The sequence below is a fragment of the Brevibacillus sp. NL20B1 genome (assembly GCF_018195675.1).
Lineage (GTDB): Bacteria > Bacillota > Bacilli > Brevibacillales > Brevibacillaceae > Brevibacillus > Brevibacillus aydinogluensis.
Map to the genome: position 1 here is coordinate 39923 of NZ_JAGTPT010000019.1, position 24114 is coordinate 64036.

Annotated in this window: 20 protein-coding genes; 2 read left to right on the top strand and 18 right to left on the bottom strand. The window is 44.6% G+C overall.

All coding sequences use genetic code 11. The features are described from left to right. Nucleotides 1-5: 5 nt before the first annotated feature. Genes KDN35_RS13735 through KDN35_RS13760 form a run of 6 tightly spaced genes read right to left on the bottom strand, consistent with a single transcriptional unit; the run spans nt 6 to nt 7129 of the window. Nucleotides 6-1205, bottom strand: coding sequence for a CpaE/TadZ family protein (locus tag KDN35_RS13735; RefSeq protein WP_212132977.1), 1200 nt, complete (start codon nt 1203-1205; stop codon nt 6-8). Beyond that, nucleotides 1202-2047, bottom strand: a complete 846-nt coding sequence (locus tag KDN35_RS13740; RefSeq protein WP_212132978.1) for an RcpC/CpaB family pilus assembly protein — start codon at nt 2045-2047, stop codon at nt 1202-1204. Before KDN35_RS13740 ends, KDN35_RS13735 begins: the two co-directional genes overlap by 4 nt. 38 nt (nt 2048-2085) lie before the next feature. Next, nucleotides 2086-2526 (bottom strand): hypothetical protein, encoded by a 441-nt coding sequence (locus KDN35_RS13745; RefSeq protein WP_212132979.1) that lies wholly within the window; start codon nt 2524-2526, stop codon nt 2086-2088. Nucleotides 2527-2537: 11 nt separating this feature from the next. Beyond that, the gene (locus tag KDN35_RS13750) at nt 2538-4742 is read right to left on the bottom strand and encodes a hypothetical protein (RefSeq protein ID WP_212132980.1); all 2205 of its coding nucleotides are present in this window, start codon (nt 4740-4742) and stop codon (nt 2538-2540) included. A 42-nt stretch (nt 4743-4784) separates the two neighbouring features. Continuing rightward, entirely contained in the window at nt 4785-6218 is a 1434-nt protein-coding gene (locus tag KDN35_RS13755) for a hypothetical protein (protein ID WP_212132981.1), read from the bottom strand. Further along, nucleotides 6215-7129 (bottom strand): stalk domain-containing protein, encoded by a 915-nt coding sequence (locus tag KDN35_RS13760; RefSeq protein ID WP_212132982.1) that lies wholly within the window; start codon nt 7127-7129, stop codon nt 6215-6217. Before KDN35_RS13760 ends, KDN35_RS13755 begins: the two co-directional genes overlap by 4 nt. A gap of 238 nt (nt 7130-7367) precedes the next feature. On the opposite strand from KDN35_RS13760, the gene KDN35_RS13765 reads away from it, so the two are divergent. Both KDN35_RS13765 and KDN35_RS20245 read left to right on the top strand, forming a co-directional pair. Continuing rightward, on the top strand, nt 7368-7475 hold the full coding sequence (locus KDN35_RS13765) for a putative holin-like toxin (RefSeq protein ID WP_035296997.1): 108 nt from the start codon (nt 7368-7370) through the stop codon (nt 7473-7475). Between the two features lie 232 nt (nt 7476-7707). Continuing rightward, complete coding sequence (locus KDN35_RS20245; protein ID WP_481752777.1) at nt 7708-7791, top strand: putative holin-like toxin; 84 nt, start codon at nt 7708-7710, stop codon at nt 7789-7791. 207 nt (nt 7792-7998) lie between these two features. Here KDN35_RS20245 and KDN35_RS13770 read toward each other — a convergent pair whose 3' ends face one another. The 12 genes from KDN35_RS13770 to KDN35_RS13825 all read right to left on the bottom strand — a co-directional run bounded on the left by KDN35_RS13770 (nt 7999) and on the right by KDN35_RS13825 (nt 24111). Beyond that, nucleotides 7999-10026 carry a hypothetical protein gene (locus KDN35_RS13770; protein ID WP_212132983.1) on the bottom strand — a complete coding sequence of 676 codons (2028 nt, stop codon included), beginning with the start codon at nt 10024-10026 and terminating at the stop codon, nt 7999-8001. A 31-nt stretch (nt 10027-10057) separates the two neighbouring features. After that, the gene (locus KDN35_RS13775; protein ID WP_249179103.1) at nt 10058-10609 is read right to left on the bottom strand and encodes a Panacea domain-containing protein; all 552 of its coding nucleotides are present in this window, start codon (nt 10607-10609) and stop codon (nt 10058-10060) included. Nucleotides 10610-10740: 131 nt separating this feature from the next. After that, a complete protein-coding gene (locus tag KDN35_RS13780) occupies nt 10741-12288 on the bottom strand; it encodes a fibronectin type III domain-containing protein (RefSeq protein WP_212132984.1) in 1548 nt (515 codons plus the stop codon). A 12-nt stretch (nt 12289-12300) separates the two neighbouring features. Further along, complete coding sequence (locus KDN35_RS13785) at nt 12301-13476, bottom strand: fibronectin type III domain-containing protein (RefSeq protein WP_212132985.1); 1176 nt, start codon at nt 13474-13476, stop codon at nt 12301-12303. 14 nt (nt 13477-13490) lie between these two features. Further along, the gene (locus tag KDN35_RS13790; RefSeq protein ID WP_212132986.1) at nt 13491-14834 is read right to left on the bottom strand and encodes a hypothetical protein; all 1344 of its coding nucleotides are present in this window, start codon (nt 14832-14834) and stop codon (nt 13491-13493) included. Nucleotides 14835-14860: 26 nt separating this feature from the next. Further along, complete coding sequence (locus KDN35_RS13795) at nt 14861-15733, bottom strand: S-layer homology domain-containing protein (RefSeq protein ID WP_212132987.1); 873 nt, start codon at nt 15731-15733, stop codon at nt 14861-14863. Beyond that, complete coding sequence (locus KDN35_RS13800) at nt 15730-17061, bottom strand: CpaE/TadZ family protein (protein WP_212132988.1); 1332 nt, start codon at nt 17059-17061, stop codon at nt 15730-15732. The genes KDN35_RS13795 and KDN35_RS13800 overlap by 4 nt, the downstream gene beginning before the upstream one ends. Nucleotides 17062-17086: 25 nt before the next feature. Further along, on the bottom strand, nt 17087-17701 hold the full coding sequence (locus KDN35_RS13805; RefSeq protein WP_212132989.1) for a hypothetical protein: 615 nt from the start codon (nt 17699-17701) through the stop codon (nt 17087-17089). 11 nt (nt 17702-17712) lie between these two features. Beyond that, on the bottom strand, nt 17713-18957 hold the full coding sequence (locus KDN35_RS13810) for a hypothetical protein (RefSeq protein ID WP_212132990.1): 1245 nt from the start codon (nt 18955-18957) through the stop codon (nt 17713-17715). 10 nt (nt 18958-18967) lie between these two features. Further along, the gene (locus KDN35_RS13815; RefSeq protein ID WP_212132991.1) at nt 18968-19393 is read right to left on the bottom strand and encodes a hypothetical protein; all 426 of its coding nucleotides are present in this window, start codon (nt 19391-19393) and stop codon (nt 18968-18970) included. A 9-nt stretch (nt 19394-19402) separates the two neighbouring features. Beyond that, entirely contained in the window at nt 19403-21511 is a 2109-nt protein-coding gene (locus tag KDN35_RS13820; protein WP_212132992.1) for a peptidoglycan DD-metalloendopeptidase family protein, read from the bottom strand. Beyond that, nucleotides 21508-24111 carry a GumC domain-containing protein gene (locus KDN35_RS13825; protein WP_212132993.1) on the bottom strand — a complete coding sequence of 868 codons (2604 nt, stop codon included), beginning with the start codon at nt 24109-24111 and terminating at the stop codon, nt 21508-21510. The genes KDN35_RS13820 and KDN35_RS13825 overlap by 4 nt, the downstream gene beginning before the upstream one ends. Between the last annotated feature and the right edge of the window lie 3 nt (nt 24112-24114).

Sequence of the window (24114 nt, forward strand, 5' to 3'; positions counted from 1 at the left end):
CCACCTCACACGGTTTTTTCACGAAACAGAGAAAATGGTGAAAGGAGGCTGCCACGTCCTGCCTTTCTCGAGCCGACCTCCCGTTTTTTCGCTTCCTTCTCTAGCCCTAATAATCCCTCTGCTATTTCACCAATGGCGGATTCAAATGACTTTCCACCGAGCAGGTTTAATTTGTGTATCTCGGTAATCATCTGCGGATCATACGGGATGGTGTAGGTAACACGACGTTGTAAGAACTCTTCAAATATGGCTTTGTTCATCTTCTCAGGAAGCTTGTTGATTATTACTTGGCCACCTTCTACTGGAACACCGGTATTCTCCAGCAGTTTGATTCGTTGTGGAAACAGCCGCACAGCAGACGGACTGGTATCCGTAACAAAGACACGTTGATCGCAAGCTCTCAGTATGGCCAAGTGTAACGGCTCATCCGGATCGCTTCCCATGGAAAAAATGATGTTGTCAAAGAATGGTTTGGAACCTTCCACGATTTTCTTCATGTAGTCAGTAATCTCATCGAGATCCGTCCCCACGTTTGGAAAATATTCAAAACCAAGGTCGGCCGACGGAGACAAGACATACAACAAATCCGGCATCTTCTTAAAGTGTTCCGCCAGATGTTTGGTGACTTGCCCCATCTTGGACTTATGCAAAAAGTAGGGTTCCAAGTTAGGCCGCTCTTTGCTTCGCAGGGTTTCTAGCAGTCCTTCCAATGTGTAACGAGAATCCTTATACCCTATCAAATATGGTGCCTTGGGGAATCGAATGTCCATGTCGATGTACAGTGTTTTCTTCCCATTCATGGCCGAATAAAAAGACAAGGCTCGAGCAATCGAACCAGCTCCTACCCCCGGTTGGATTCCAAAAAACCCAATCGTTCGTTTTACGTTCAAATGGGCAATCTGCTGTTTCTGCTCGTGCCTTTGCAGGGAGGACTGAATCCAGGCGTAAATTTGCTCCCACCTAACTTCCTGCCCCTTCAAAATCGAGATAGAGGGGGACAAATTAACAGGAGGATCGCACGCCAAGTAAAGAACAGGAACTCCCTGGCTCGCCAACGTATTCGCCACTTCACCAGTCGAGTCGGTTGAATCAGACAAAATGACAGGTGATTGTGCATCTCCAAGATCATACCGTTCTTCGCACACGATTCCATAAGATCGTGCGAGCTGAGTAATCTGCTCATAACTGCTTGCGTTAATAATCATTGAGCATCCCCCTTTGTCGTTTCGAGAACTTGAAACGTTTTACTCAATTCTGCTGTCATCCATTCGCGTATCCTATTAACTGACCAAAGCCCGTTATCCGCAGTTGAAGTTGTTTTGTCATAATCCTTGTAACTTACTCCCGCTACTTGTATCGTTCCGAGTTTCTCAGCCAGTTGAATCAATGCGATCTGTTCATTATTGACCGCGAGAAGTATCGTTTGCGGCACGACATTTGCGCCGATGGTTACCGGCTGCTGCTCATCGCTACTGTTCTTGGTAACGGTATCTGTCGTTGGTCTCGACTTTTGAGAACTGGTTGCATACGTCCCGATCACTCTCACTTTTTCCAAGAACGGGCCGATCACCGGCTTTTTATCCTCTTTGGCCACCGCTGACAGCCACAGATCAATGTAACTCCCTTCCGTAATCTGGGCCGCTAAGGAAGATCGCAAATTTGTGTTGATCGCAATCATCTTCTCCCCTTCGTTAAGGAGCATTGCCGCACCATCTTTCATTTCCTCAGCCGTCAATACCTTCCCGACGTATAAGTAGCTGTTCGGCGGTACCGTATAGTTTGTGGCTGTAAACTTATTCAGGACATCTTCCGGTTTTCGGAACACATTTGGTGGAACGATCTTGGCCGGGTGCATGCTCACTTTGATTACCCCGTCATCAAACATCTTTTGAGTAAGCATGGTGCGAGGAGGAATCTCTTTTGAAACAGTCAATACTGGAACCAATGCATTTTGTCGTTCTTCATACTCGGTATACCCGAAGTAAACCCCCCCTCCCACTAATGCGATAAGCAATAGCAGGATGATGATTCTGAGGTTTCTTTGCATAAGAAAAAGGCGCCCGTAATGCGCCCATTCACCACCTTTTATTCGTAATTCTTCACGTCATATTTCGATTCGATGATTTCCGTTGTCTGGACCGGAACGTTTACAAGAATGTTGTCCTCCTTCAGCAGTTTGAGAAGGGAGCTGCTATAGTTCGCATCTACCGCAAGAGAAAGAAGAGCGGGGGACGTTTGTGCGTTCATCCGCACGTTTAATTCCTTCGCCCCCACGTTCAGGTTGTTTTGCAATACCCGACTTATGGTATCCTCCAATCCCTCCCTTATCAGATATGGTGGATCTCCTACTCGCAATGCAGCCCAATCCTGATGTTTGATAATGGCCTGTCGAGCCGCTGCGATCGCTGCACTCCGAAAGTCTTCTTTTCCGAATACAACGATAGAGATGTCTTTAAAGTACGCAATCACAAAAGCCAAGCAAATAAAAAAGGCTACCATCTTGGGTATCCCTGTCAACGTGATCACCTCCCCGCCTCTTATGGATAAACGGAGAATTCCTCAACCTCTATCCCATTGGCATTTTCTTTTCCGTTGCTGTTGTACCAAGGCACAAGTTTATCAAAGTATCCTTCGTGACCCAGCCAATCCCATCCCGGCCGAAGGTGTTGAGGATACGGATTGTTTGGATCAACCCGTCGATAAATATAATCGTCATGCGGGCTTCCTTGAATGTTGTATGTTTGGTCAATACATGTTGCGAGACGCGGAGAAACAGGAGTTACCGTCGTATTGCCATGAATATCTGTGTGAGTGATGTAGTTTACTCCCGCTCCTTCTCCCTTCACCACGAATGGATACTCCCCATCCTTTTGATAAAAGCTGGTGTAATACTTGTTTTGCCCATCCACGTACCGACTTTCATCCACCTCCAATGAATCAAGTGTGTGAATGTACTCAATGGCCTCTATGTCCTTCTGGCCCCGCTCAATCTTGGCTCGTGGAAACTGCCAGATGTTTGATGATACCGGCGGAGCCTGTTTGGGCACCAATTCAACTGACGGCAGGATGATCGTACCTCCCTGATCCTTTTCGGTATCGAACTCCGCTATGATCTTAGAAAAATCATGTTTCGATCCGTTGTGGGGATTAGAGTTGTGGTACTCCGTTTTCAGCTTGTAGGCAAAACCCATCCCAGCTTTCACAGTTGCCGGTTGGTATTCCGGTGTAACCACGATAGACTCATAATACTTACCGGTGCAAATGCTGCAGCCAGTAGGTGTACAATTGCAATAGTACTCATAGGTGCCCGAAACCGCTGTCGTCTGAACCTTAGCCCCGCGACATGCTGCCCCGACCACCTCTTCAGGCAGCAACACAACATTTCCGGATTTGATATTGTCCGAGTACGTAATCTCGTCAAATTTTCGTGGCTTCGGATGAATCTCGGCCTCCAATTTATATGTCTTCCTTTCCAATTTCCCGGTTACAGGCGTCTTCCACTCGAAAGGAATTTCCCGCTCTTCACCCGGATTCAGATGAACGGATTGTCTGCCAACCTCCTTTCCATCAAAACGCAGAACGAGATCAACCGCTTCAGGCATGACACTATTTGGAATATTCCCGACCTGTACGATGGTCGTAACGTTTTCTCCCTGACGATATACCCCACCTTTGACTGATTTGACGTACAGGTTCACGTCCTTCGTCAAATCAAGCGTGGTGATTTCCAGGTTGTTATGGAATCCATACAACTCAACCGGGGGAGCATTTTCATGTGGATTGAGCCGAGCATAAACAGTATTTTGAAGCGGGAATTTTGCCGCAATGATTTTTTCTTCCCCAACCCCAAGCGAAATATTGGAGATCTCGCCCAATTTGGTTGCTTCTGCCCCCAGACCGTACTCCATGGATGTAATCAAGGTTTGAGTACGTCCCGGCAAATCCTTTTGCTTCACAGGAAATTCAACTGTAATTCCAGTGGCCGTTTTTGCGGTCAAAATCCCTTCCCCGATTTCTAAGTCTGGGAGGTCGAACTGAACGAGCGTGTTCGCGTGATTATCCCCATAATCTTTTTCCAACGGATTGTGATTGGGATTTACTTCAAATTCAATGGACCTCTCCTTTTTCCCTTGCATGTCAAACATGATCGAAAACGTTATGGCTTTGCGCCCAAGGTTCTCATACCTCCCCGGCAAGGTTACTTGCTTGACTTCCTGCCATTGTTGATCCCCCTCCCATTTCCATGCTACCTGCGTTGTTTTCGGACTTGGTGATTGATTTTCCACAGTAACGGATACGTCTCTTGTCTCCTTATCTTGTTTGACCAAGATCGGATTGGGACTCATCTCAAGCAGTTTCAAGTTTGTGTCGCTCCCGACAATAACCGTAACTGTGTATGGTTGCGCCACATTTCCTTCTTCGTCATTCGCATGAAGCGTGACCTCATACGTTCCCTTTTGAAGTGCAAAGGTTCCGGAGTTTGTTTTTTCTTCGAGCCATTGTTCTTCAAATACGGTTGTCACTTGATTCGTTTCAGTGTTTCGGTACTCCAAGGAGACTAACGCCTTCTTGTTCGCCGAATAGCTTTCCACCAAAATCGAATAACTTACTTCTCCAACGTCGGCGTATACAGTCGGAGCATTTTGTCCATTGATCGTCAGCGAATAGATCACAGGGGGCTTGCTCGTTGAAAAGCCGGACGCCGGAAGAACTGTGACCATCAGGATCGCGATCACGATCATAGGGAGCATGATTTTTTGTCTGGTCTTCAATTATCCCACCTCTCACTTCTTGAAATTAACGATCGCTTGAATGGCTCCCCTTACCTGGTCTGGATACGTATTGCTGGCCGGCATTCCATCCCTAGTTGCTGTAGCCTTGGCCCAAAAACCGCTATCAACCAATGGGGACGGGAATTGGATGGAATATTCCCCCTTGTACTTCTTAGAGGGAAGGACGATCTCCACCGACTGGCCTTTGTTCACCACATACCGCTTCAAGACCTTTTCTCCTTTTGTCTCAATAAGATAGGCAACCAATGGCTTTGTATCTTTTGAGTGATTTTCCAGGATGACCCCATTTTTGCTCTTACCGAGCTTGAATTCCCATCGGTTCAGGAAGATGCTTGTATGAATGTCCGACACCCGAATGGGTTGATTCAGTTTGTCGCCAATGCCGTTGTTTTTGTTGACCGATTCAAATACCGAACAAACTGCGGAGTTATATTGCATTCCCCATACAAGAGGCCCTCCGTATTTGATGTTTGAGCCATCTGACACATCCGGGAAGTAAATTTTCTGGGTCGCATCCCTCATTTTCACAAGAACCGGCTGGCAGCCTTGTGTAGCTCCATTCTGAATAACAATGGATTTCGAAGCGGTTCTCCCAAACTTGTCACTGACCGTGAGTGTGACTTGATTTTGACCCTGTTTTAGACCAGGCAGTTCCGATAAGGGGAAATTCCCCTCATAAGTCACCGTGTAATTGCTAACTGGCGTATTTTTTGAAAAGAGCTGCTTGGTAGCCGTTCCATTCACGGTGACGACACCGGTGATAGCCGTATCAAAAATCGAGTGAGCCAGCGCTTTGATGTGCAGACTACCATTCGAGTTTTGTTCCAGGATCGGGATTGAAGGCCAAGGTGTACTGTAATAAAGAGTCTGGAACAAAGGAGATGTAATCCCATTGCCGTTAGCTACCCGCGCCATGTTGTTCAATCCACCGCCGGACAAATAAAAAACGGCCCCTATGTTGATATAGGGGACGTTGTTAACTAGGTATCGCTTGACAATCGGATGGGGACTTGACTTGCTGACTTGCTCCCACACCCATTGCGCATTACCGTTCGCTTTCGTCGTTAGGTCTTTAATGAGTTCTTCCTCAAGCGGGATCAAGTGATACCCAGATTTGTCTTTAAACTTGTCTACTGGTTCAATACCAAGAAGTGGTTGAATGTCGAATTGGACTGTTTTCAAGTAACCGTTGGCTGGAGTTTGCACTCCAGTAATAACGTTCCTGACTTTCAAATCGTGCCGATACGCAATAGAAGGTCTCAATTGTACTCCTGATAATCCGGAATAAGATAAATCACCTTGCAAGTAAATGTCTTTTTCCCCATAATAATGTTTTCCATAAGGATAATTTGCAACTGCTGAAACCATTGTTGAACACAAGAAAATAAAAGCGAGTGCCAAACTAATTATTCTCTTGGGCTTCATCTTTTAGCACCCCATTCGACTCTCATTTCTGGTACATATACAAACACTCCATTTTTCCCTACATTTCCTTGGAAGATAGCAAAGTTTATTTGTCCTCCATTTCCACTAACGGTAATTGAGAAAGTTTCTCCTTCTTTGGTTTTCGTTAAATTTTGATTCAAATTTTTGTCTTTATTGTCCGTATACGTAAGTGCCATTACATGCCCGTTCGGTAGTTGAGGAATTTTACCCGTGATTACTCCATTTTCGAACTTCAAGCTATTAAGGAATGCTTCAACTGCCGGCTCAGTCGTGGGATCTTTGGGGAGAAGGAGGTCAGGATAAGACGGATCAACAACCGTAAACTGCCCATCCACTCCAACTTTCGATCCTATCCCTGAAGTTGACGTGTTTCCACTTCCCGGATTTGTAGTTCCCGGTTGGCTAGCGACCGGTGTGGTACCCGATGTTCCAGTCCCATCAGACAGGTTTGTGGTGATCAATACAAGGCGTTCAGTTGCCAACCAGTCTACTTTAGCACCGTAGGCTTCGCTGACAAAGCGCAACGGGACGAACGTACGATTGTTTTGTAAAGTCGCTGCTGCATCAAATGCGATCTGTTTGCCAGATACAATTGCTTTCTTTTCCCCGATTTTAAGCGAGATTTGTTTACCTTCTTTGGTCATAGTAACCGTTCGGTTCGCTCCGTCCCATTCTACAGAGGCACCCAGCTTCTCACTAACGAAACGAATTGGGATCATTGTTCTGCTGGTAGAGGGATCGATGTAAGGCTTCGCATCTGGGAACTGGACAGAGACATTGTCCACTTTCACCTGGATATCTTTACTGTCTGCCAGTACAGTGATCGGACTAACGGCGGCGGTCAGCAGAGCTGCTCCAAGGAGATATTGAGCAAAACGATACTTTTTCATATAAATCACCTCATTGAGAAATGTAATTCTAAATTTTTCCTAGCAATCCCCATTATTTCATAATCGTTCCCCCTTTGAAAGTTGTCGTTAACCGTTTCTATAAAAAAGAAAAAGCCCCGGTCGCTGAGACCGAGGCAGTTTCTACCAACTGATGGTATAATGGTACTTGCACAATAGAATCGGCTCCTCAAGGGTGGTCGGCTCACTCTCTATCCCATTAGGGAAGGGGGTGAGATCCATGATGTCAGCACACGACGCAATGAATCTGATGATCCAGTTTGGAACATTTGTTGTTGCGTTGATCGCTTTGGTCGTAACACTGCTGAACATCGGAAGAAAAAAGTAGATCACCCTTGAGCTTGGCAGCATGGTGATCTACTTTCCCATAATATGAGCCGCCCCCTTGTTGGGGGACGTCTATTGTGTATGACCGTAGGTGTCCGCAGCACCTGCGGTCATTTTATTGTATGTCATCCTCTGGAGGATATTATACTTCTAATTGGTGTAAAAGTCCATTTTGCCGACCAGATTAGGGTGATCGGCTCACTCTCTACCCCCTCAGGGAAGGGGGTGAGACAATGACAGTATACGAGGCTCTTTCTTTGATGATTGCCTTTGTCATGCTGCCCGTGGCCATACTATCTTTCCACAAAAGGAAATAGACCGCCCTTGAGCTGACAACTCGCGCGGTCTACTCCGAAAGAACTTGAGCCGCCCCCTTGTGGGGAACGTCTATTGTGCAAGACCGACAGCGTTGCCGCGCTGTTGGTTTTCTTTTCTGTGTACAATTACTGTGGTAATTAGCAGATAAACCAGAAAGCAAACGCAATTCAAGCACTTTCATATTGTCAATATTTACATTATCATATCTACCCGACATATGCAACCTTTTTTTCATTCTCGACAATACTTTTTTCCAACTGTTCTTCCTCCAATTTTCTTGTCTGAAAATAAACCTCCAATTTGAATTCCTTCATGAACATATTGTCATCTAGGTACATCAAACCATACTTAGATTTAGCTTTTTCAATTTTAGAAAACAGATAATCTAAATAGTTACATGACAATGATCTCAAGTTAATAACATGATCCGGCACATATCCGAAATCGATTTTATTTTTCATGACATAAAGTTGCTGCCCTGATAATAAGATAATCAATTTTTTCATACAGTAATCTATCGTTACTTGATTAAAATTAAACGAACTATTTAAAGCCCTATAGTTTTCAAAATCAATTAAATATGGGTTGTTTTGAGCACGCATCATCACAAAACTCTCAACCACTTCTCTAAGGACAGTAGGGTTAAGATTGGACACCATGAACTTCATTAAAAACCCTACACTTGCATAGTGAGGCAGTTCAATACATTTGAGTGCAGCTTGTAACATTATGAAAATGCATGCTTTTTGAACTCGCTCAACTGGCTCCTCATGAAATGATTGAAGCATTGATGAGACTCTCTGATTAGAAGGTTTCAATTCTTTATAGATCAATGTCATTGAATAGCACAAATTTGAAAGAAGTTGTGTACTATTTTCATTACTCGCACGAACAATAAGTTCTTTATAAATTAAAATAATCCCAGTTTTGTCATTATCATTTAACTCTTTACTTAATAACTCTAATTTTCTTAAAAAATATCTAAGACTGTTGCTATCATTCTCATAAATGTAAATTGCTAATTCTCTTAAGCCATCTAAGTATGTTGGATACATCTCATTTTCACGGGGATTCATTTGGAATAATGTATCAATACATTTAGATACCTCCCCCAATTTATGTTTCTTGAATAAGGTTGCTATAAGAGATAGGTGATTCTTAATAATGGAGCGGTAAAATTTAAGGAAGTTTTCTCTGTCTGTATTTATAGGCATATAATAAATAGTTACATTGGAACTGTCATCCCGAATAAATATTAATCGATCACGAAAATTAAGAAAAACTTTTTCCCATTTTGCGTAATACTCATGAAATAAACTATCCATATTTTTATCTATTGTCAAAGACAACATTTGATAAATACTTTCGATGTTATTACATAATATATCAAACGTTCGTTTACGAAGCTTTTTAAATCCTGAATAAGGCATGATCAATGGAAGCTTTATAAATTCTTGGCTTGTCTTGTTTATTGTAGAATTTAGCAATGCTGATATATTGATATTCCTCAATAATTCTAATACTGTTTTTATCCCAAATCCCAGAGAACATAAATAAAAGAGAGTCCAGAGACACAACTTGATGGTATATTCAGAGGTTAATATTAATGTACCTGTTTCAAATCGGGGATCTTGTCCAATTAAAAAGCTTAACAGCTTTCCATAAATTATTGTAAACAAGGAAAATTCAATAAAAAGGATTAGCGGGATTTTCCCTGTTGTCATATTACTTGCAGACTCAGACATTGTTTTTTGTTCCCTGTAAGTAAAAATATACAAAGTCAGACTGAGGGGTAAGAATACTATTAAACCCGCTAATAATCCCTCTAATATCAACAAGGTAGTTTTATCCGATGCATTATCAAACCCCCATTTCAGATAAAAATTCTTTAGAAATGAGACAAAAAAACCTCCACCTTTTCCTACATTAAAATGAGCTAAATAAAAGAAAATCCCCCAAAGTATTAGTCTGTTTATGGGTTTTTTAAATATATATCTGTTTAACATATCCATTAAAAAGCTAATTACAGTAACAATTGTTTGTAATACAAAATAAAGACCTAATCTAATATAACGCTTCGTCAAGGAATAAACTTGTTCAAGTGAACTCCCTCTTGGTAGGGAAAGCAGCCATTGTCTAAATGATTGATCCCATATCTCCTTTTTCTCGCTAGGGATTACAGAAAAAATTATTATAGTTCCTATAAACAGAAAGTATAACGTATAAAAAATCATATGTATCTCCCTTATACGTCTTGTGATTATTTCATTTGTTTAAAAATTGACTATAATACTTTTTCATGCTTTCTATTTCAATCTCGTTGTTTGAAATTTCACGATCTCCTAAACCAATTCTTGCTTGCTTCCAAGGATCTTCTCTATGAGTTAGTTGCTCTAAGTATTCTCCCCTAAAACTTCCATAAGCTTCCCAAACATCATCAATAATTTTTCTTGACTCAAGTGGGATTGACCACTCGCTTACATGAGTAGTCACAACAATCTCACTATAACCAAAGATTTTGTATACGTTATATAACTCCCTACATACAGGCCCATGTGTCCATGCTTCAATTTTTTCATTAAATAATTTTTCACCAGTGATGGCTACATGCCATGCTTGAGCATAGTAAACAAGTTTTTGTAATTTTAGATGGGTGATGGCATATTCAGTGTTAGGAATGCTTTTACTAAGAAAGTATCTCGCCACTTCAAATACGCTAACCCCCATACAAATCTCCCCTTCTTTATTGGTTAATTTTATTGTACACATGATAAAAAAACATGTCACCAACATTATCCCAAAAATACCCAGATTCAATTGTTTGCCTCCTTCATCCCTTCTTCAACAGCTTATAGACTTTCAATTTCCTCAACACTCGACTTGCTCCTACAACGTACACTGAATCCAATAGAAAAGGCCCCTGTCTTCTTGACAAGGGCCAATGTCGATCAATTCTTCAGCTCCGAATAGGTCAGAACCTCAATCTGCAATTGACCGCCGATCTTCGTGATGTTGACCACCTCTGGAGCAGTCCGGTTTGGGGTTGTGATCTCCCGTTGTCCGCGATACGAGTATTTGCCGTTACGTACCTCGAACGAAACCACATAAACAGCGTTGTCATCCAGATTGTCAAAGCGTACTTTCTTTGTGATCTCTTGGGATACCCCTTCGATGGTTGCTGTGACGGCGAAGTTTGTTTGTGGTGCCTCAACGTCGATCCAGGCTCTTCCGGAATTGATCAGACCATCGGCGACCAGATTGATCGATCGGATAAATTGTTCTGCTTCTTTACGGAAGGCCTCTTCTTCTGTTGTCCCTTTCTTCGGAGTTTTAATCGAATACTGCTTTTCCTTCATTCTGGTGCCGTCGCTCACCACTACCGTTAGGAGGTATTCCTTATCCAACTCAAGGTCTCCATATCGAACAGGCGTGGCATTTAAAAATTGGGTAATCCCGTTGACCGTCCCACGCACATCTATTCCTCGGGTGTTTGTCACAGAGACATCGACCCATGCACCATGATCGTCAGCATCCACATGGTATACAACCCTGGAGAAAATGTCCTCCGCAGCTTTGGCAAATTCCTCATCAGGGTCAGAAGTGACAGGCAATGTTCCTGTCCGAAGTGTTTTGGATACCCATTCGGAATACTCGTGATTAGAAGACTCAACCCGGACTTCATAGGTGTACTCCGTATTCTCCTTGAGTCCGGTTTCTTCGATCAAGGTTCCGTTTACGGCAGGGTTTCCTCCTTCACGTTTGGCCTCTACCAAAACATCATCCGGGTTTCCATTGAGGTCAACTTTTAACGTGATGCTTGTTGCGGTCACGTTTTGGACTTTCAAGATTGGCGGCGCCGGCTTGGTCCAAATGGTGATCGTATTTTTGTTGCTCATGACACTATTTTCGGCCCAAAACTCGTACGTGTACGGTCTTCCTGGCGAAACCGTATCATCTGTAAAAGTCGTATCTGTAGACACTTTCGCCTCATCCCAATCGGAGCGTTTCACCTTGTAAACATGCGCCCCCTTCACAGGATTGACAACCAAGGTTATACTACGATCCGTACTATCTTGGGAAGCCAAGGTAGGCATGGCTGGCGCCTGAATGAGTGTAAGAGGCTCCGAGTACAAAGTTTCAATCCCTTTACCATTTCGTGCTTTGATACGAACGTACACGGTTTCCGCATCTTGCAGATCAAGCGAGAACGTATCTCCGTCATTGTGTGGTGTCCAATCTTGCACGACATCAAAAACAGAGAAGTCGGGAGAACCCGACTTCTCCATTTTCATTTCCGTTCCCGGTGGATTATTGGTGTCAATTTGAACGGTGTGCGTATTTCCCGATACCCCGATGACATGCAACTTAGGTACAGTTGCCAAGGTCCATTCCTCTTGTTCAGCAACTATGGATGGATTGGCCGCCAATATCGTTTGAGCAGGTAGGCCAGCCAAGAATACAAGGGCCAAGCCAACTTTTCGCCAGCGTTGTTTCATCATGAAACCTCCTTATTCTGCATACCGTGCTTCCCCAAGCACCTTGTACTTCTTATTCGGCTGCAAACTCGTAAAGGTGTGTTTCAGTTCAGATGCAGCCCATCCTGTTCCTGCTTGTGCCCAATCCGTAGTCGCAACCTCCTGGCCGTTCTCATCCTGCAGAACAATCCGGAATTCAACATTCGTTGGATCCGAATTCGGTGTAAGGGTTACTGTGATCGAATCTTCTGTCGGAGCAGTTTCTACTGTAGGAGTAGCCGGTACAGTTCCCGTCACCAGCTCGATCTCAGCCGTTTCCTTCGCATTCGGGTTTTGCGGATTATTTCGGGCTTTTGCGTATACCTTATATCTTCCGGGCGACAAGGAGCTAAAGTTGTAGGTAAGGTCTGTAGTCCAGTCACTTTCGTCAACGGCCGTACCATCGATTGTGGTGATCCGATATTTGTATTGGGTCGTAGATGGATTTCCGTTTGCATCAATCGCAATGGTCAAAGACGATTCTGTGCTGTCAGTCACTCGCAGGTTAGCTGGAACTTTGGCATCCGTCCAGAGCTTCACTTTATCTGAGGGCACTGAATCACCTGTGTCATTAGCATGAACAATGTAAAACTCATATGCGGTATCCGGTGTTAAGTCGGCCAATGTTTTGCTCGTATCTCCATCGCTAATCATAAGCTGTTGATCGTTGCTGTCAAACAGTTTGGTCGTCGTACCAGGCTCGTTCTCCCAGTTTACCGTGATGGTTTGGCCATCGACACTCCCAGTTGGTGTCGGAGGTTTTGCAGGTTTCGTCAGAAATTGACCGGTCAAGTACTCCCCGTTTGTCTTTGGAGGTGAATCCTGGTTGAACGACGATACCCGAAAGTAGTACATCTTGTTTTCCGCCAATCCTGAGACTGTCTCCTCCATGTCGTCAATGCTATTGTCTTGCACAACCGTCCAGCTGGTTTTATCTTCAGACACTTCGAGAGTATACCCTGTATTTGTAGGGTTTCCGTTCGCATCCCAACGCAAAGGCAGCGACGTATCTGTCGCTGCCGTTTTATCGATTGTTAAGTTTGTTGGTGTTTTGGCCAAGGTTACAACGGTAATGGTGGTCGTGGAACCCCCACTTGCAGCGAATGAAAGTTGAGCAAAAGAAAAGCAACCTAACAGCGTTAGAATTGCCATCTGACGTACTTTTTTCACAATACCCCACCCCCTTACTTGAATCTGACGTCGACTTGAATATCATATATGGTGTTTGGATCAAGCCCTGAGAATGTATATTCTTCTTCGCCAGTCCAGTTTGAATTTTGGACGATCTGCCCACTTTTGAGAATACTAAACTTACGTTCTACTGGTTCAGAGTATGTTTGGGTGTCTGTTACTTTTACGCTGTTCTCCGACAACCCTACAACATTCACAATCGGATTGGGCGGGCCGATCGACGTAACGGAATGTGAAGCATCACTCTGGTTGCCCGTTATATCGACCGCCCTTGCATAGATGGTTGCATTTTTTGTCAGCGTGATCGGTTCAGTATAGGTCGTCCAGTTTCCATCGTCGATCTTATACTCCTTTATACTTGCATCGGGAGGAAAGTTAATCGTGACGGTTTTAGAGACTGCCTGTCCGATTGGATTTTCCGAAAAAGTTGGTGCTGCCGGAGGAGTTTTGTCCACCACAAAATTCCTGGATTCTATGCTGCTGATCCCCCCCTTATTATCCTCGGCCCAAACTTTCAAAACATGGTTCCCTTCCGAAATTGTTGAGTCAATCGTGATGGTTTTATGAAATGACTGTGGTGACCCAGTAGAAGTTTTTATTGCAATGATTTTCGCGGGATTTGAATCAACTTGATACTTTACTGTGATCTCATCCCCGACATCAGCGTCGTTCACTTGCCCGGAAATTGTGTAAGTGTTGAACCCGGGAACTTCAGATAATGTTTGATTATTCGTAGGTGAAACTATCGTTAGATTTGGAACTAAATTATCAACGTAATTAATAGTAACGGTGTACTGATAGTAATATGCGTAGGTTCTGGTGTCAGAAGCTGGCCGCGTTACTGTTCCACTATAGCTAACAGTTGCAGTTGTGGCATAGTAATGGCCATCAGCTTCACATAATTGAAACCCACCCGAAGATGCAGAAGTCTTACTCAATATACCAGAATACCCATCGTAATTATAATAGATAGTAGATGGATAAGTTGGTGCAGAACATGCTCCGCTTGATGAGTAGGTTCGGCTCGTAGAAACTGTTTTAGAATCGGCTGGCGTGTAAGTACCTCCTGTTTGGACTGTGCGGGAAACGGCGCCATTGGAAAATGTAAACGTGACCGTCTCTCCACTCACTGAATACGAAACATTCCCGGTATTAACTGAAACGCTACTAATCGATTTTAAGTTAGGCAGCTTGAGAGAGTGTGTTTGCGTCCGAGACGTACTTTCCGGAAAAGTCTTTGATTGCGTCGCCGCTGATACCTTCGGTAAATGGCCGTTTGTTGTCAAAAGAACGATTCCAAGTAAAAACACCAAGAAAGTTTTAGGTATCTTATTCAATGTCTTTCTCTCCCTTTCCAATCAATTCAAGAATTCTCTGCCTCGTTTTGTTCAGTGATAATTCCTTTCATCTTCAAAAAACGAACCATCATGGTCGCAGCTTCTGCCCGAGTGGTGTTACTGGTGGGACGAAAGGTTCCATCTGGAAAGCCCTTTAACAGGCCAGCAGAAACCACTTTCTTCACGTCTGATGGGTACTTTATGGCACTCTCGTCTTTGAACTTTACATGCTGCAAAGAGGTTTTTGGAACATCTATGGCTGTCCATAGGGCAATCTCTTCACGCGGGATCGCAGTATTAGGCGAGAAAAGCCGTTCTGAATATACGGCTGGATCAATGTTTTTGCGAACCACTAGAGAAGAAATTGATCCAAAAAACCAGTCGCTTGGCTTTACGTCCGAAAAGACCTGTGTTTCTATCGGCCGAGGAACAGTTGATGTCATTTTTAAAACACGCTCCAAAAGTGCAGCATACTCTGCTCTTGTGATGGCTTTTTCCGGCTTAAACGTTCCATCTGGATACCCTTTCAGTAAACCAAGCTGATTCATAATCAGAATGTCGTTTCTCGCCCAGTGGTTTGTTGAATCCGTTGGTACCCTGAACACCGAATCATTCTTTCTATCTCCCCCGGCATTGTCTCCGTTCGTTTTTTCTGTTTTTTTCAGAGGAACTGAAATAATTTTGGGGGCGGTTTTCGTGTCAGGAACCGTAACCACCACAGTAATTTCATCCTCTTTGTACGTAAACTCCAAATCTACAAAATTCCCCTCCTTGTCTACGATTTTATAAGCGCTCGTCCCTTCCGGAATTGATACCGTAGCCTTTTTTTGCGCAACCGCAAAAGAATTGACACTTCCCACTAGGGAAAGCGCCAAAATTACTGCGAAACACTTCTTCATGATTTCTTTCCTCCAAACAGTCTTGCAAAAAAGCCTTGTTTTTCTTTCACCGCGAATCCAGATACGAGCGATTCCATCACTCGGATGAGTGCAACAGAAAAAGGATGAGATTTATCTTCTTGCACCAGCACCTTCCCCTCATTATGAATGGCCCGCATTCCAGCTGCCTCTGGAAGAAAGCCGATAATGGGCAATCCGTTGAGGTATGCTTTGCATTTTTCCCTCGTAAGTGTATTTCGGTCTTTCTTCGCTGGTTCAAAATTGACCAACACACTGACTTTTTCCAGGGATTGTTGCCGTCTGCTCCACAGCTCCAGATATTCCTGTGTATCCTTGATGGTTGCCAAATCGTAGTCAACGATCAACAAGGTCCTGTTCGCCATAGACATCGCCACACTGAGCAGATCTTGCCGCTCTGGCCCGATATCAATCACGACATAGTCAAATATGCGGCTGAGATGAGTCAAAATGTAGCCAACAAGTTCGGGAGAGCAAGATTGTCCTACATTCACACCTGGCAGTACATACAGGCCATTAGGGTGCTTGACCACCAGTTTCGTGAGAACTACTTGATCCGTAACCAGCGCATTGCTTTCAAAGTACGGTTCCCACGTTTTCAAATTCACTTCCGTTTTAATCCGCATTCGGGTTGCTACATTACCGTGCGGATGCATCAGGTCAACAAGAATGACCCGACTGTTTGCATGGTCATGCAGCAGCCGGGCCACGTTCATGGCGACCGTAGTTTTTCCAATCCCCCCTTTTGTTGAGGTGACCACAAGCATTTGTCGTCCCCCGATAGGGCGGATATGAAGTTCATCCAGACGTGAGAAATTTACAGATACGGTCTCAAGTTTCTTGTCTATCGGAGGATAGGACTCGTGTTTTTCTTCCCTCCTTTGCGGCTCTTGATCGTCAATCGGTTCCACAAACATTGACTGTTCTTTGCTTCGGGGAACAGAAGTAGATGGTCTTGTCCTGGGAACCAAGCGAATGACGTGATCAACAGGTCTCGTATCCGTTTTCCCTGTATTATGAGTAGCGGTACTTACGTGTGCCATCCGGTCCAGAAAGTCATGGGCTCCATTCCGTAATGCTTCCTTCATTTCTTCCATATATTGTTCACTCTTGAGATTCCCAAGGACATATACCCTTGCATGGTCTCTCAGAAGGGGCAATAGAACCTTATCTTCTGGCCAGAGGAGATACACAATGGCATTTGGAGTTTCTCGCACGTGGGCCAGCAGTTGATCGGGTGAAACGACCGTTACGTCTTGATTGTTCAGAGGTACAGTAGAAAACACACGTTGTGTTTGAGTAGCGATCATGACTATCTTCCTTTCGTTTGTTGTCTCATGGATTTTCAACACGAACAATTAACGTGCGCCACTCCTCTTTCGCTGGTGCTCGTATCTTCTGATCGGCTCGATACATCTTCCGAAGCACCCTTCTCCATTCTCTTTTTGTCATCGGAGCCGATTCATCATGAATGCTTGGCGCTATTTCATAATCAAGCCCTAGCCGTTTGGCTTCCTTCAGGGCTAAAACCGTTAACGTTTGATGGGTCGTTCCGACGAACACCACCCTTTTCTTCGGATACGTTATTGCGAAGTCATGCAGCCGTTGCATATCGCGGATGTACTGCCTTAATACCCTAACAGGTGTACTTTTTTGCTTCTTATCTGGTTCCATCAGATGAAGTTCAAACCAAATTTCGTCGTCGGATTCGTTGTGGGGAATCACAAATGTCCTCTCCAGGCCCATCCTCTTTGCTTCACGATGGTATCGTTTCTTGATCGCATCGCGTTTACGAATCCCGTTAAAAACCAAAACGACGGCGCCAACATAAAGAGCAGCTGACACATACAACAGAAACATCCCTACATAGAAGTGGGTAAAAAAACAGATGACCGCTGTTGCGATCATCCCAAAGAACACCCCATAATCCCGCTTCTGCCATACACGCATGTCGTGCATCCTCATCCAATACCACTTCGCATGTACTGGTGAAGGGGGTCCATTTGTATGACCTTCACCAAACGATCACATAAAGCCTCATCTGAAAACGCTCGTGGAATGCCTTTTTCAATGTCGCAATAGGCCTTACGATCATAAGGAAGCGTCAACACATGGAGAAGTGGAATCATGTTTTGAGGGTGACAAGCATCTTCATAGGCCATATTCCAAATCAAGCCGGCAGGTTGGATTCCATCCAGCGACTTACTAATGATCACTTGCCGTGCATAATCAGAGTCTACGACTACGTACACAACTGCTCCTGTTGGAATATCAGCCTTACTGGCGGCTTCCACAATCAGTACATCAACCTTTGCGGAAGGTTTAGCATCCCTCCCTGCGACTGTAAGGGGTATGTCGGATAGCGTAAACGGGAACATAGGTGCGTTAAACCAAAGTTTCGTCTTGCACGTTGGTGTACAATCCTTATACAAAACAGGAACCTGCAATCTTTTGGCTGCGGCAATAGCCATGTTCACCCCGACATATGTTTTTCCAGTTGCTTCAGGTGAATACAGCACGATAACCTTTTCCGTAGTCGTTTCCGGTTCTTTCTTTTGAATCCCTACAACCGCTTGTTGAACCACTGTTGTCGTTTCAGGAATTGATGCACTTTCCTTCCCGCGTACTTCCCATTTCTTTCGCAGTTTTTCACTTACATCCGTCATGGACTTGGCAATTCGATAGACTCGTTGACTAATCTGCCGATAGCCCTCTGGCTTTTCTTCTTCCGTCGTTATGAGCCTAATCTCCTTCGCCCGGAAGGTATCTTCAGAAGTAAGCTCCTCTTCTTGACGTAGAAGATGTTTCACCTGTTTCCGAGTTCCGGGATGATGTAGAGCTGCAATTACCTGATCCACCTTGATGGTATCCCCTATGATCAGATCATAGATACCCAGTCCAATCAGTCTTTCCAAAAAAGGATGACCTGGAGGGCGTTCATTGAGGATCATGACAACACGAATCCCTTCTTCGACAATTGACTCCATGATTTTAAGAATGTTTGCCTCCGCCCCCACAAGCCCCGCTTGTTGATCAAAACGGGATATTGGAATGGTTTCCGAAAACAATACAACGTCCGGTTTCAATGCAGGTACCATGGTGGTAAGCTGTTCCGCATACAATGCCCTGCCAACTTCCAAAATTCCTTCCTTCTTGCTCACATATTCATCCAACGCTTCGTCCCCTGTGGCAAAGACAATTCTCAAGGCCATCACCTCACTGGAGGAATTCAATGAATTTCCGTAATAATGGGACGCCATGGATTGTTAGGAACAGTCCTAGTGCGACAAAGGCTATAAAGCACCAAATCCATGCCAGTATTTTTTTAAACCCCATAAAAAACAGAAGAACCGATCCCAAAACGAGAAACGGTCCCGCTAGTAAGAGAAACTTCACGGATAACTTTAGTGACAGTTCAGTTAACCATGCTCGAATCACTTCTGTTTTTTTCTCCAGCCAATCAAGGAACTCATCATTCTCTAATGAGGACGACTCCTTAATGATGAACGTCCCTTTCTGACTTTCCTCTAATCCGGACAAAATGCGATTGGCCACATCATTTTTGGGCTGCTGTTGTTCGGCATATGCGACCGAATGAAACAACAACCAAACGATAACCAGAATCCATCCCCACTTTTTCATACGTCCCTCCTACTGCTTAATGATCCAGACCCGACGTTTTTGTCTTCCAAATTGCAAGGCATCTTTTAGTTCAGGCATATAGATATCAATTCGATTTCCTTTGATGTCACTCCCCTTATCTTCAACCACGTAGTAAGGCTCCAAGCCTTCAATTTTCACAATGCTACCTGCTGGTATGACCGTCCAATCGGCAGCAATTGTATGATTGGGACGCACCGGCTTCCCGGAAGCAGTGATCCCATATCCGGGATCTCCAGGCTTCTTACCGGTTGATTCTTTCCCGGCCGTGTACGCAGTGATCTCAAACTCCCCCAAATACGACATCTTTTCTGTACTCGGATTAGAAATTTTACCCCCTTCAAAACTGGGTTGATCCCCGTATACATCCAGAAGTCCGTCTGCTTTCATGAAGTCTATCCACTTGAGTGGGTCCCGGCGTTTTCCGCCAATGGTGACATCCATATGCAGGTGAGCGCCTGTACTTCTACCTGTAGTTCCAACATACCCAATCACTTCCCCTTGCAGTACCCTCTGCCCTGGAGAGACCACGTACCTGCTTAGGTGCAGATAACGGACAACAATGTCCTGTGTACGATTTTGTTCAAGAACTTGTGTATCCAGCTTTAACGCCACATAATTTCCAGCCGAATCCGAGTGTTTCGCAATCTGCACGATCCCTGAGTTAATCGCCAAGACCGGAATATATTCGGGAACACCCCAGTCTACTCCATCGTGGAATTCTTGTTTACCAAAGAGTTCTCGGTAACAAAAACAACTGGTAATGGGCCATGTACTGCCATCCCAAAATGTCTTTCCCCTCACTTCAAAGGTTGGAGGCTCAATTTGAAAGTCCGGGTTGAGAATATAGATGGGAATCGACTGATAATAAACCGTGTACGCACTACTCAAGGAAGCTTGTGCTTTGACCAACTTCTCCTCATCTGTCTCTTCTCCACCCATGAACAGATAAACGACTTCCTCTTTTTTGGTTCGGTTGGTGATGTCATCTAACCAGGATGTGAGGAGATCATAGGACAAGAATAAAAACTTGGCCACCTTATCGACGAAACGATCCGTTAAGATGTCATCATTAATGTTATCTGAGTATTCCTCCACAATGGCGTAACCGTATTTCGGAATATATACTTTCATGCCAAGTTCAAGACCGTACGGGTTATCTTTGGCAACCGCTATCGTTCCGAATCGGGTTTCGCTTCCTCTTCGAGGAAGTGTACCAAGGGGCGTCCTGCCTTTATTGATACGCCACGAATTGTCGTAGACTTGGACTTTTGCAGGTAAGGATTCAATAAACTTTTTGGGCGTACGTTCTGGCAGGAGAGCATACAAGTCGATTTCTCCCCACTCATTCCTGGGGGCAGAGCCAATTGGCGAGCGGGCAATCACTTGTTGCATTTCGGGCGGCAACAGATACTTCACGCGGGGATCTTTTAAGTCTCGATCAAACCCATAGGCTTGAAAAATAACGATGTCAACATTCTGGTTATCTTCCAAACCGTAGTGTCGAAGCGCCTGTTTCAGCTTTTCATACGTGAAGTCCGTGTCTACACGGGCCAACACCTCATGACATATTTGCGTGCCGTCCGACTGCTTTTCATAGACGGTTTGGTAATGATATTGGTATGTCCCAATATAGGTATGAGCAAAATCAAGCAGAGTTCGGCCGTCACAGGCCTTCCGAAAACGAAATTCCGGTTTAACAAACTCGTAGGTTTGGTTCAGATACGTTTCCATTTGGGAAAGATCATCAAAGTTGTAGGCCAGTTTGTCAATCGCAGCCAGAATGCCCCATGACAATTGATGATCATGCTGGTAGACCTGGGCAATTTCTTCTTCAGTCAATCCTCCCTTCCATGTGTCTGCTTTCTTTTCGTACGCTGCCTTTATTTCCAGACCGATTTTGGGATCAAAGTCATCTCTTCCAGTGAAGTTCAGCATTCCCCCTGTAAGATTAAACATCGAATCTAGGGTTAACATTACGAGAAGCACAATGACAATCAGGGGAATTAAGCTCAATAAGAGAGAGAGCAGCATCCGTTTGACATAACGAAAAAGAAGGCGGGCCAGAATTAGACCCACCTTTTTTAATCGTTCCATCATTGGTTACGGAATCTCCTTTGGAGTTCCAATTCCTCTTCACTTTTTAGATAACTGCTGATAATCAAGTGTGCCTCCCCCTTGGTCTTTACTGTGTCTGCTGGAACCCCCAATTTTTCTAGTGTGTAGGTTTGTCTTTCGGTAACCGGATCAAAGAACCATGCGGGTTCAACGGGTTTATATGTTTGCTTAATGGTCGGCTGAAATGCCTTCCCTGATAAAGGTTGAGGTGAACGATACCCTTGATAATCTGGCCGAAGAGCAAATTGCTTCGATGCTGGGATAAATTCAGGACGACGAGCAACTTGCTTCAATGACGGAGTAGATTCGGGCCGGAGAACGACTTTCTGCGGCGCCGGGGTAAATTTCGGTTCAATGCGGTACTTCCTCACTGAAACGGATGGTCCAGAAGGCGGCAAAGGAATCACCTTACCTGTAACTTTTTCAAGATGCATTTTCTGCCCTTCCACGTTCATCCTTCCAGCTACTGCTTGTTGATAGTTTTCCGCCACGCCTTGATAGGTTCGTTCCAATTCCTCGTAACGTGCACCTGCACGATCTTCTGCTCTTTGTACTCTCTGTGCAGCCTGGTTCACTTGATAGCCGGCTTCCAAATATTGCGCAAGTGAAGAACCTGAGCGATAACCGGCTTTTGTGAGTGCTTGAACATCTTGCCGACGATACACAGGATTCACGGCTTGTTTCGCTTGCTGTAACTGCTTGTAGACTTGTTCTACCTGCTGGCGAGCCGTGCTCTTCTCTGGAGTGTTTGGTTTAATAGCTTGGTAATCGGCCAATGCCCGCTCATACGCTCGTTTCGCATCCTGAATTGTCTGTTGTGCATGAAGTAACTGCGGCCGCGAACGATGATACGCCTCTTCATGCTGTTGTAACAAGTTCCTTGCTTTTACGCGTTCTTCTGGCTCCATTTGTTGGTACAAGGCCTCGAAGTTACGTTTGGCCTGTAGATGATCTTGCTTTGCTGCAAAAACCGGACTGATCTGGCTGTCAACTTGCCGTAGAGCAAACGCCGCTTCTTCTTCCTGCTGACGGACTTCTGCCCACTTCTGGGGTAATTCCATCATCTGCTGGTAGGCTGCCGCCTTTTGGCGATGATAATCACGGTCCATAAACGGGAGCCGGGATGCTACGCTGTGGAACCCCTTCCGTACTTCAGGTGACGACGCTGTCGCGGTGAATTGGTTGGCTGCATATCCAGAAAGTCTGGAACCCACTTTCATTCCAGCGAACATTCCGGGCGCCCCTGCCAATGCCATACCAGCCAATCCTCCAAATGCACCTGCACTAAACTGGAATCCACGCCGCAAGAATTGTCCAAGGGATTGCGAAAAACTTTCTCCAGATTGAGCCAATCCACTTTGTTTATAAACGTCACGGATTCCTTGAAAGCTTTGCATGGCCAATTTTCCGGTATTCATTACACCCGCAATTCCAAGACCTGAAAGAGTCAGATAAGCCATCTTCCGTAACCAACCTGCTCCCTCATGGGCAAATCCGCCCCCTTGAAAGACCTCCCGTACAAAAGCACCGGATGGGATAATCGCAAGCAATAACACAGCCGAATATGCAATCTTCTCCACATCAGGTGCATTCTGCATGAGATTGAATGCAAAACAGTACAACAAGGCATGAACTGGCTGTGTAAAGATGTTGGTCAGCATTTCCCGATTCCACAAACCAAACAGATGACGTTTGGAAGGAAAGTTTTGCAGCATCGCAATAATCGGGAACAGCACCAATAGCCCCATGATGACAATCTTCTGCATGAAGTAAATAAAAAAGATCATCCCGTGTTGAGCCAGGGCGATCAATTTCAACATGGCTTCCGTTAACTTGTCATCAATGGTGTAATTCAATAACCCCTGCACGACAATTTCTGGATCAACCAAATTGGCGAACAGGGCGACAAATAGCATGGCGATATCGGAATAGATCCCCACGAGAAAGGGAATAAACAGGATTGTCAACGCAGATAGAACCATGGTGGAAATAATATTTCGGGCAGTAATGCGATCCTGTACACCACTCGGGAATATCAGGTAGTTTGACTGATACCCAACGATAATGACAGCACCCGCCCAAAAGATTCCCATCATGTAGTAGTAGATGTATTTGATAATCTGCCACGTCTTATCGTCAAATCGGTAGTAGGCAAAACGATCTTTGTCCTTAAATAGAACCTCTTCTGTACCGTCTTCGCCTTTTACAATTTCAAAGTTAAAGATTTGCCGTTCCGGCGGTGGAATTAGAAGTTCCAACCATGCTGCTACCCGCTGAACGACATATCCAACACTACTACCCAGGAAGTTGGCGTCATTAAAGGCGATATCATACGCTGAAACACCGATGCCAGTAATGATCGCCCCCCATTTTGCCTTGTCATAAACTTTCTTTGCTTTTTCCCCAACTTTCGTTGCCTTGTCTGAAATTTTTCCAAACCATCCGTCTTTGAACAGTTTCCCAATCCAACTTCCGACAACCCCACCTTTACCGGCATCTGCCTTATACACACCGAATGTTGTCAAACCAACTCCGGTCAGCATAACGATGGCCACAGTGAGGATGATGACTCGTCTCCACAAAAC

Excerpts from the sequence above, each read along its gene's own strand:
- KDN35_RS13735 (WP_212132977.1), bottom strand. The coding sequence starts at position 1,205 with ATGATTATTAACGCAAGCAGTTATGAGCAGATTACTCAGCTCGCACGA.
- KDN35_RS13740 (WP_212132978.1), bottom strand. The coding sequence starts at position 2,047 with ATGCAAAGAAACCTCAGAATCATCATCCTGCTATTGCTTATCGCATTA.
- KDN35_RS13750 (WP_212132980.1), bottom strand. The coding sequence starts at position 4,742 with ATGATCGTGATCGCGATCCTGATGGTCACAGTTCTTCCGGCGTCCGGC.
- KDN35_RS13755 (WP_212132981.1), bottom strand. The coding sequence starts at position 6,218 with ATGAAGCCCAAGAGAATAATTAGTTTGGCACTCGCTTTTATTTTCTTG.
- KDN35_RS13760 (WP_212132982.1), bottom strand. The coding sequence starts at position 7,129 with ATGAAAAAGTATCGTTTTGCTCAATATCTCCTTGGAGCAGCTCTGCTG.
- KDN35_RS13765 (WP_035296997.1), top strand. The coding sequence starts at position 7,368 with ATGATGTCAGCACACGACGCAATGAATCTGATGATCCAGTTTGGAACA.
- KDN35_RS20245 (WP_481752777.1), top strand. The coding sequence starts at position 7,708 with ATGACAGTATACGAGGCTCTTTCTTTGATGATTGCCTTTGTCATGCTG.
- KDN35_RS13770 (WP_212132983.1), bottom strand. The coding sequence starts at position 10,026 with ATGATTTTTTATACGTTATACTTTCTGTTTATAGGAACTATAATAATT.
- KDN35_RS13780 (WP_212132984.1), bottom strand. The coding sequence starts at position 12,288 with ATGAAACAACGCTGGCGAAAAGTTGGCTTGGCCCTTGTATTCTTGGCT.
- KDN35_RS13795 (WP_212132987.1), bottom strand. The coding sequence starts at position 15,733 with ATGAAGAAGTGTTTCGCAGTAATTTTGGCGCTTTCCCTAGTGGGAAGT.
- KDN35_RS13800 (WP_212132988.1), bottom strand. The coding sequence starts at position 17,061 with ATGATCGCTACTCAAACACAACGTGTGTTTTCTACTGTACCTCTGAAC.
- KDN35_RS13805 (WP_212132989.1), bottom strand. The coding sequence starts at position 17,701 with ATGCGTGTATGGCAGAAGCGGGATTATGGGGTGTTCTTTGGGATGATC.
- KDN35_RS13815 (WP_212132991.1), bottom strand. The coding sequence starts at position 19,393 with ATGAAAAAGTGGGGATGGATTCTGGTTATCGTTTGGTTGTTGTTTCAT.
- KDN35_RS13820 (WP_212132992.1), bottom strand. The coding sequence starts at position 21,511 with ATGATGGAACGATTAAAAAAGGTGGGTCTAATTCTGGCCCGCCTTCTT.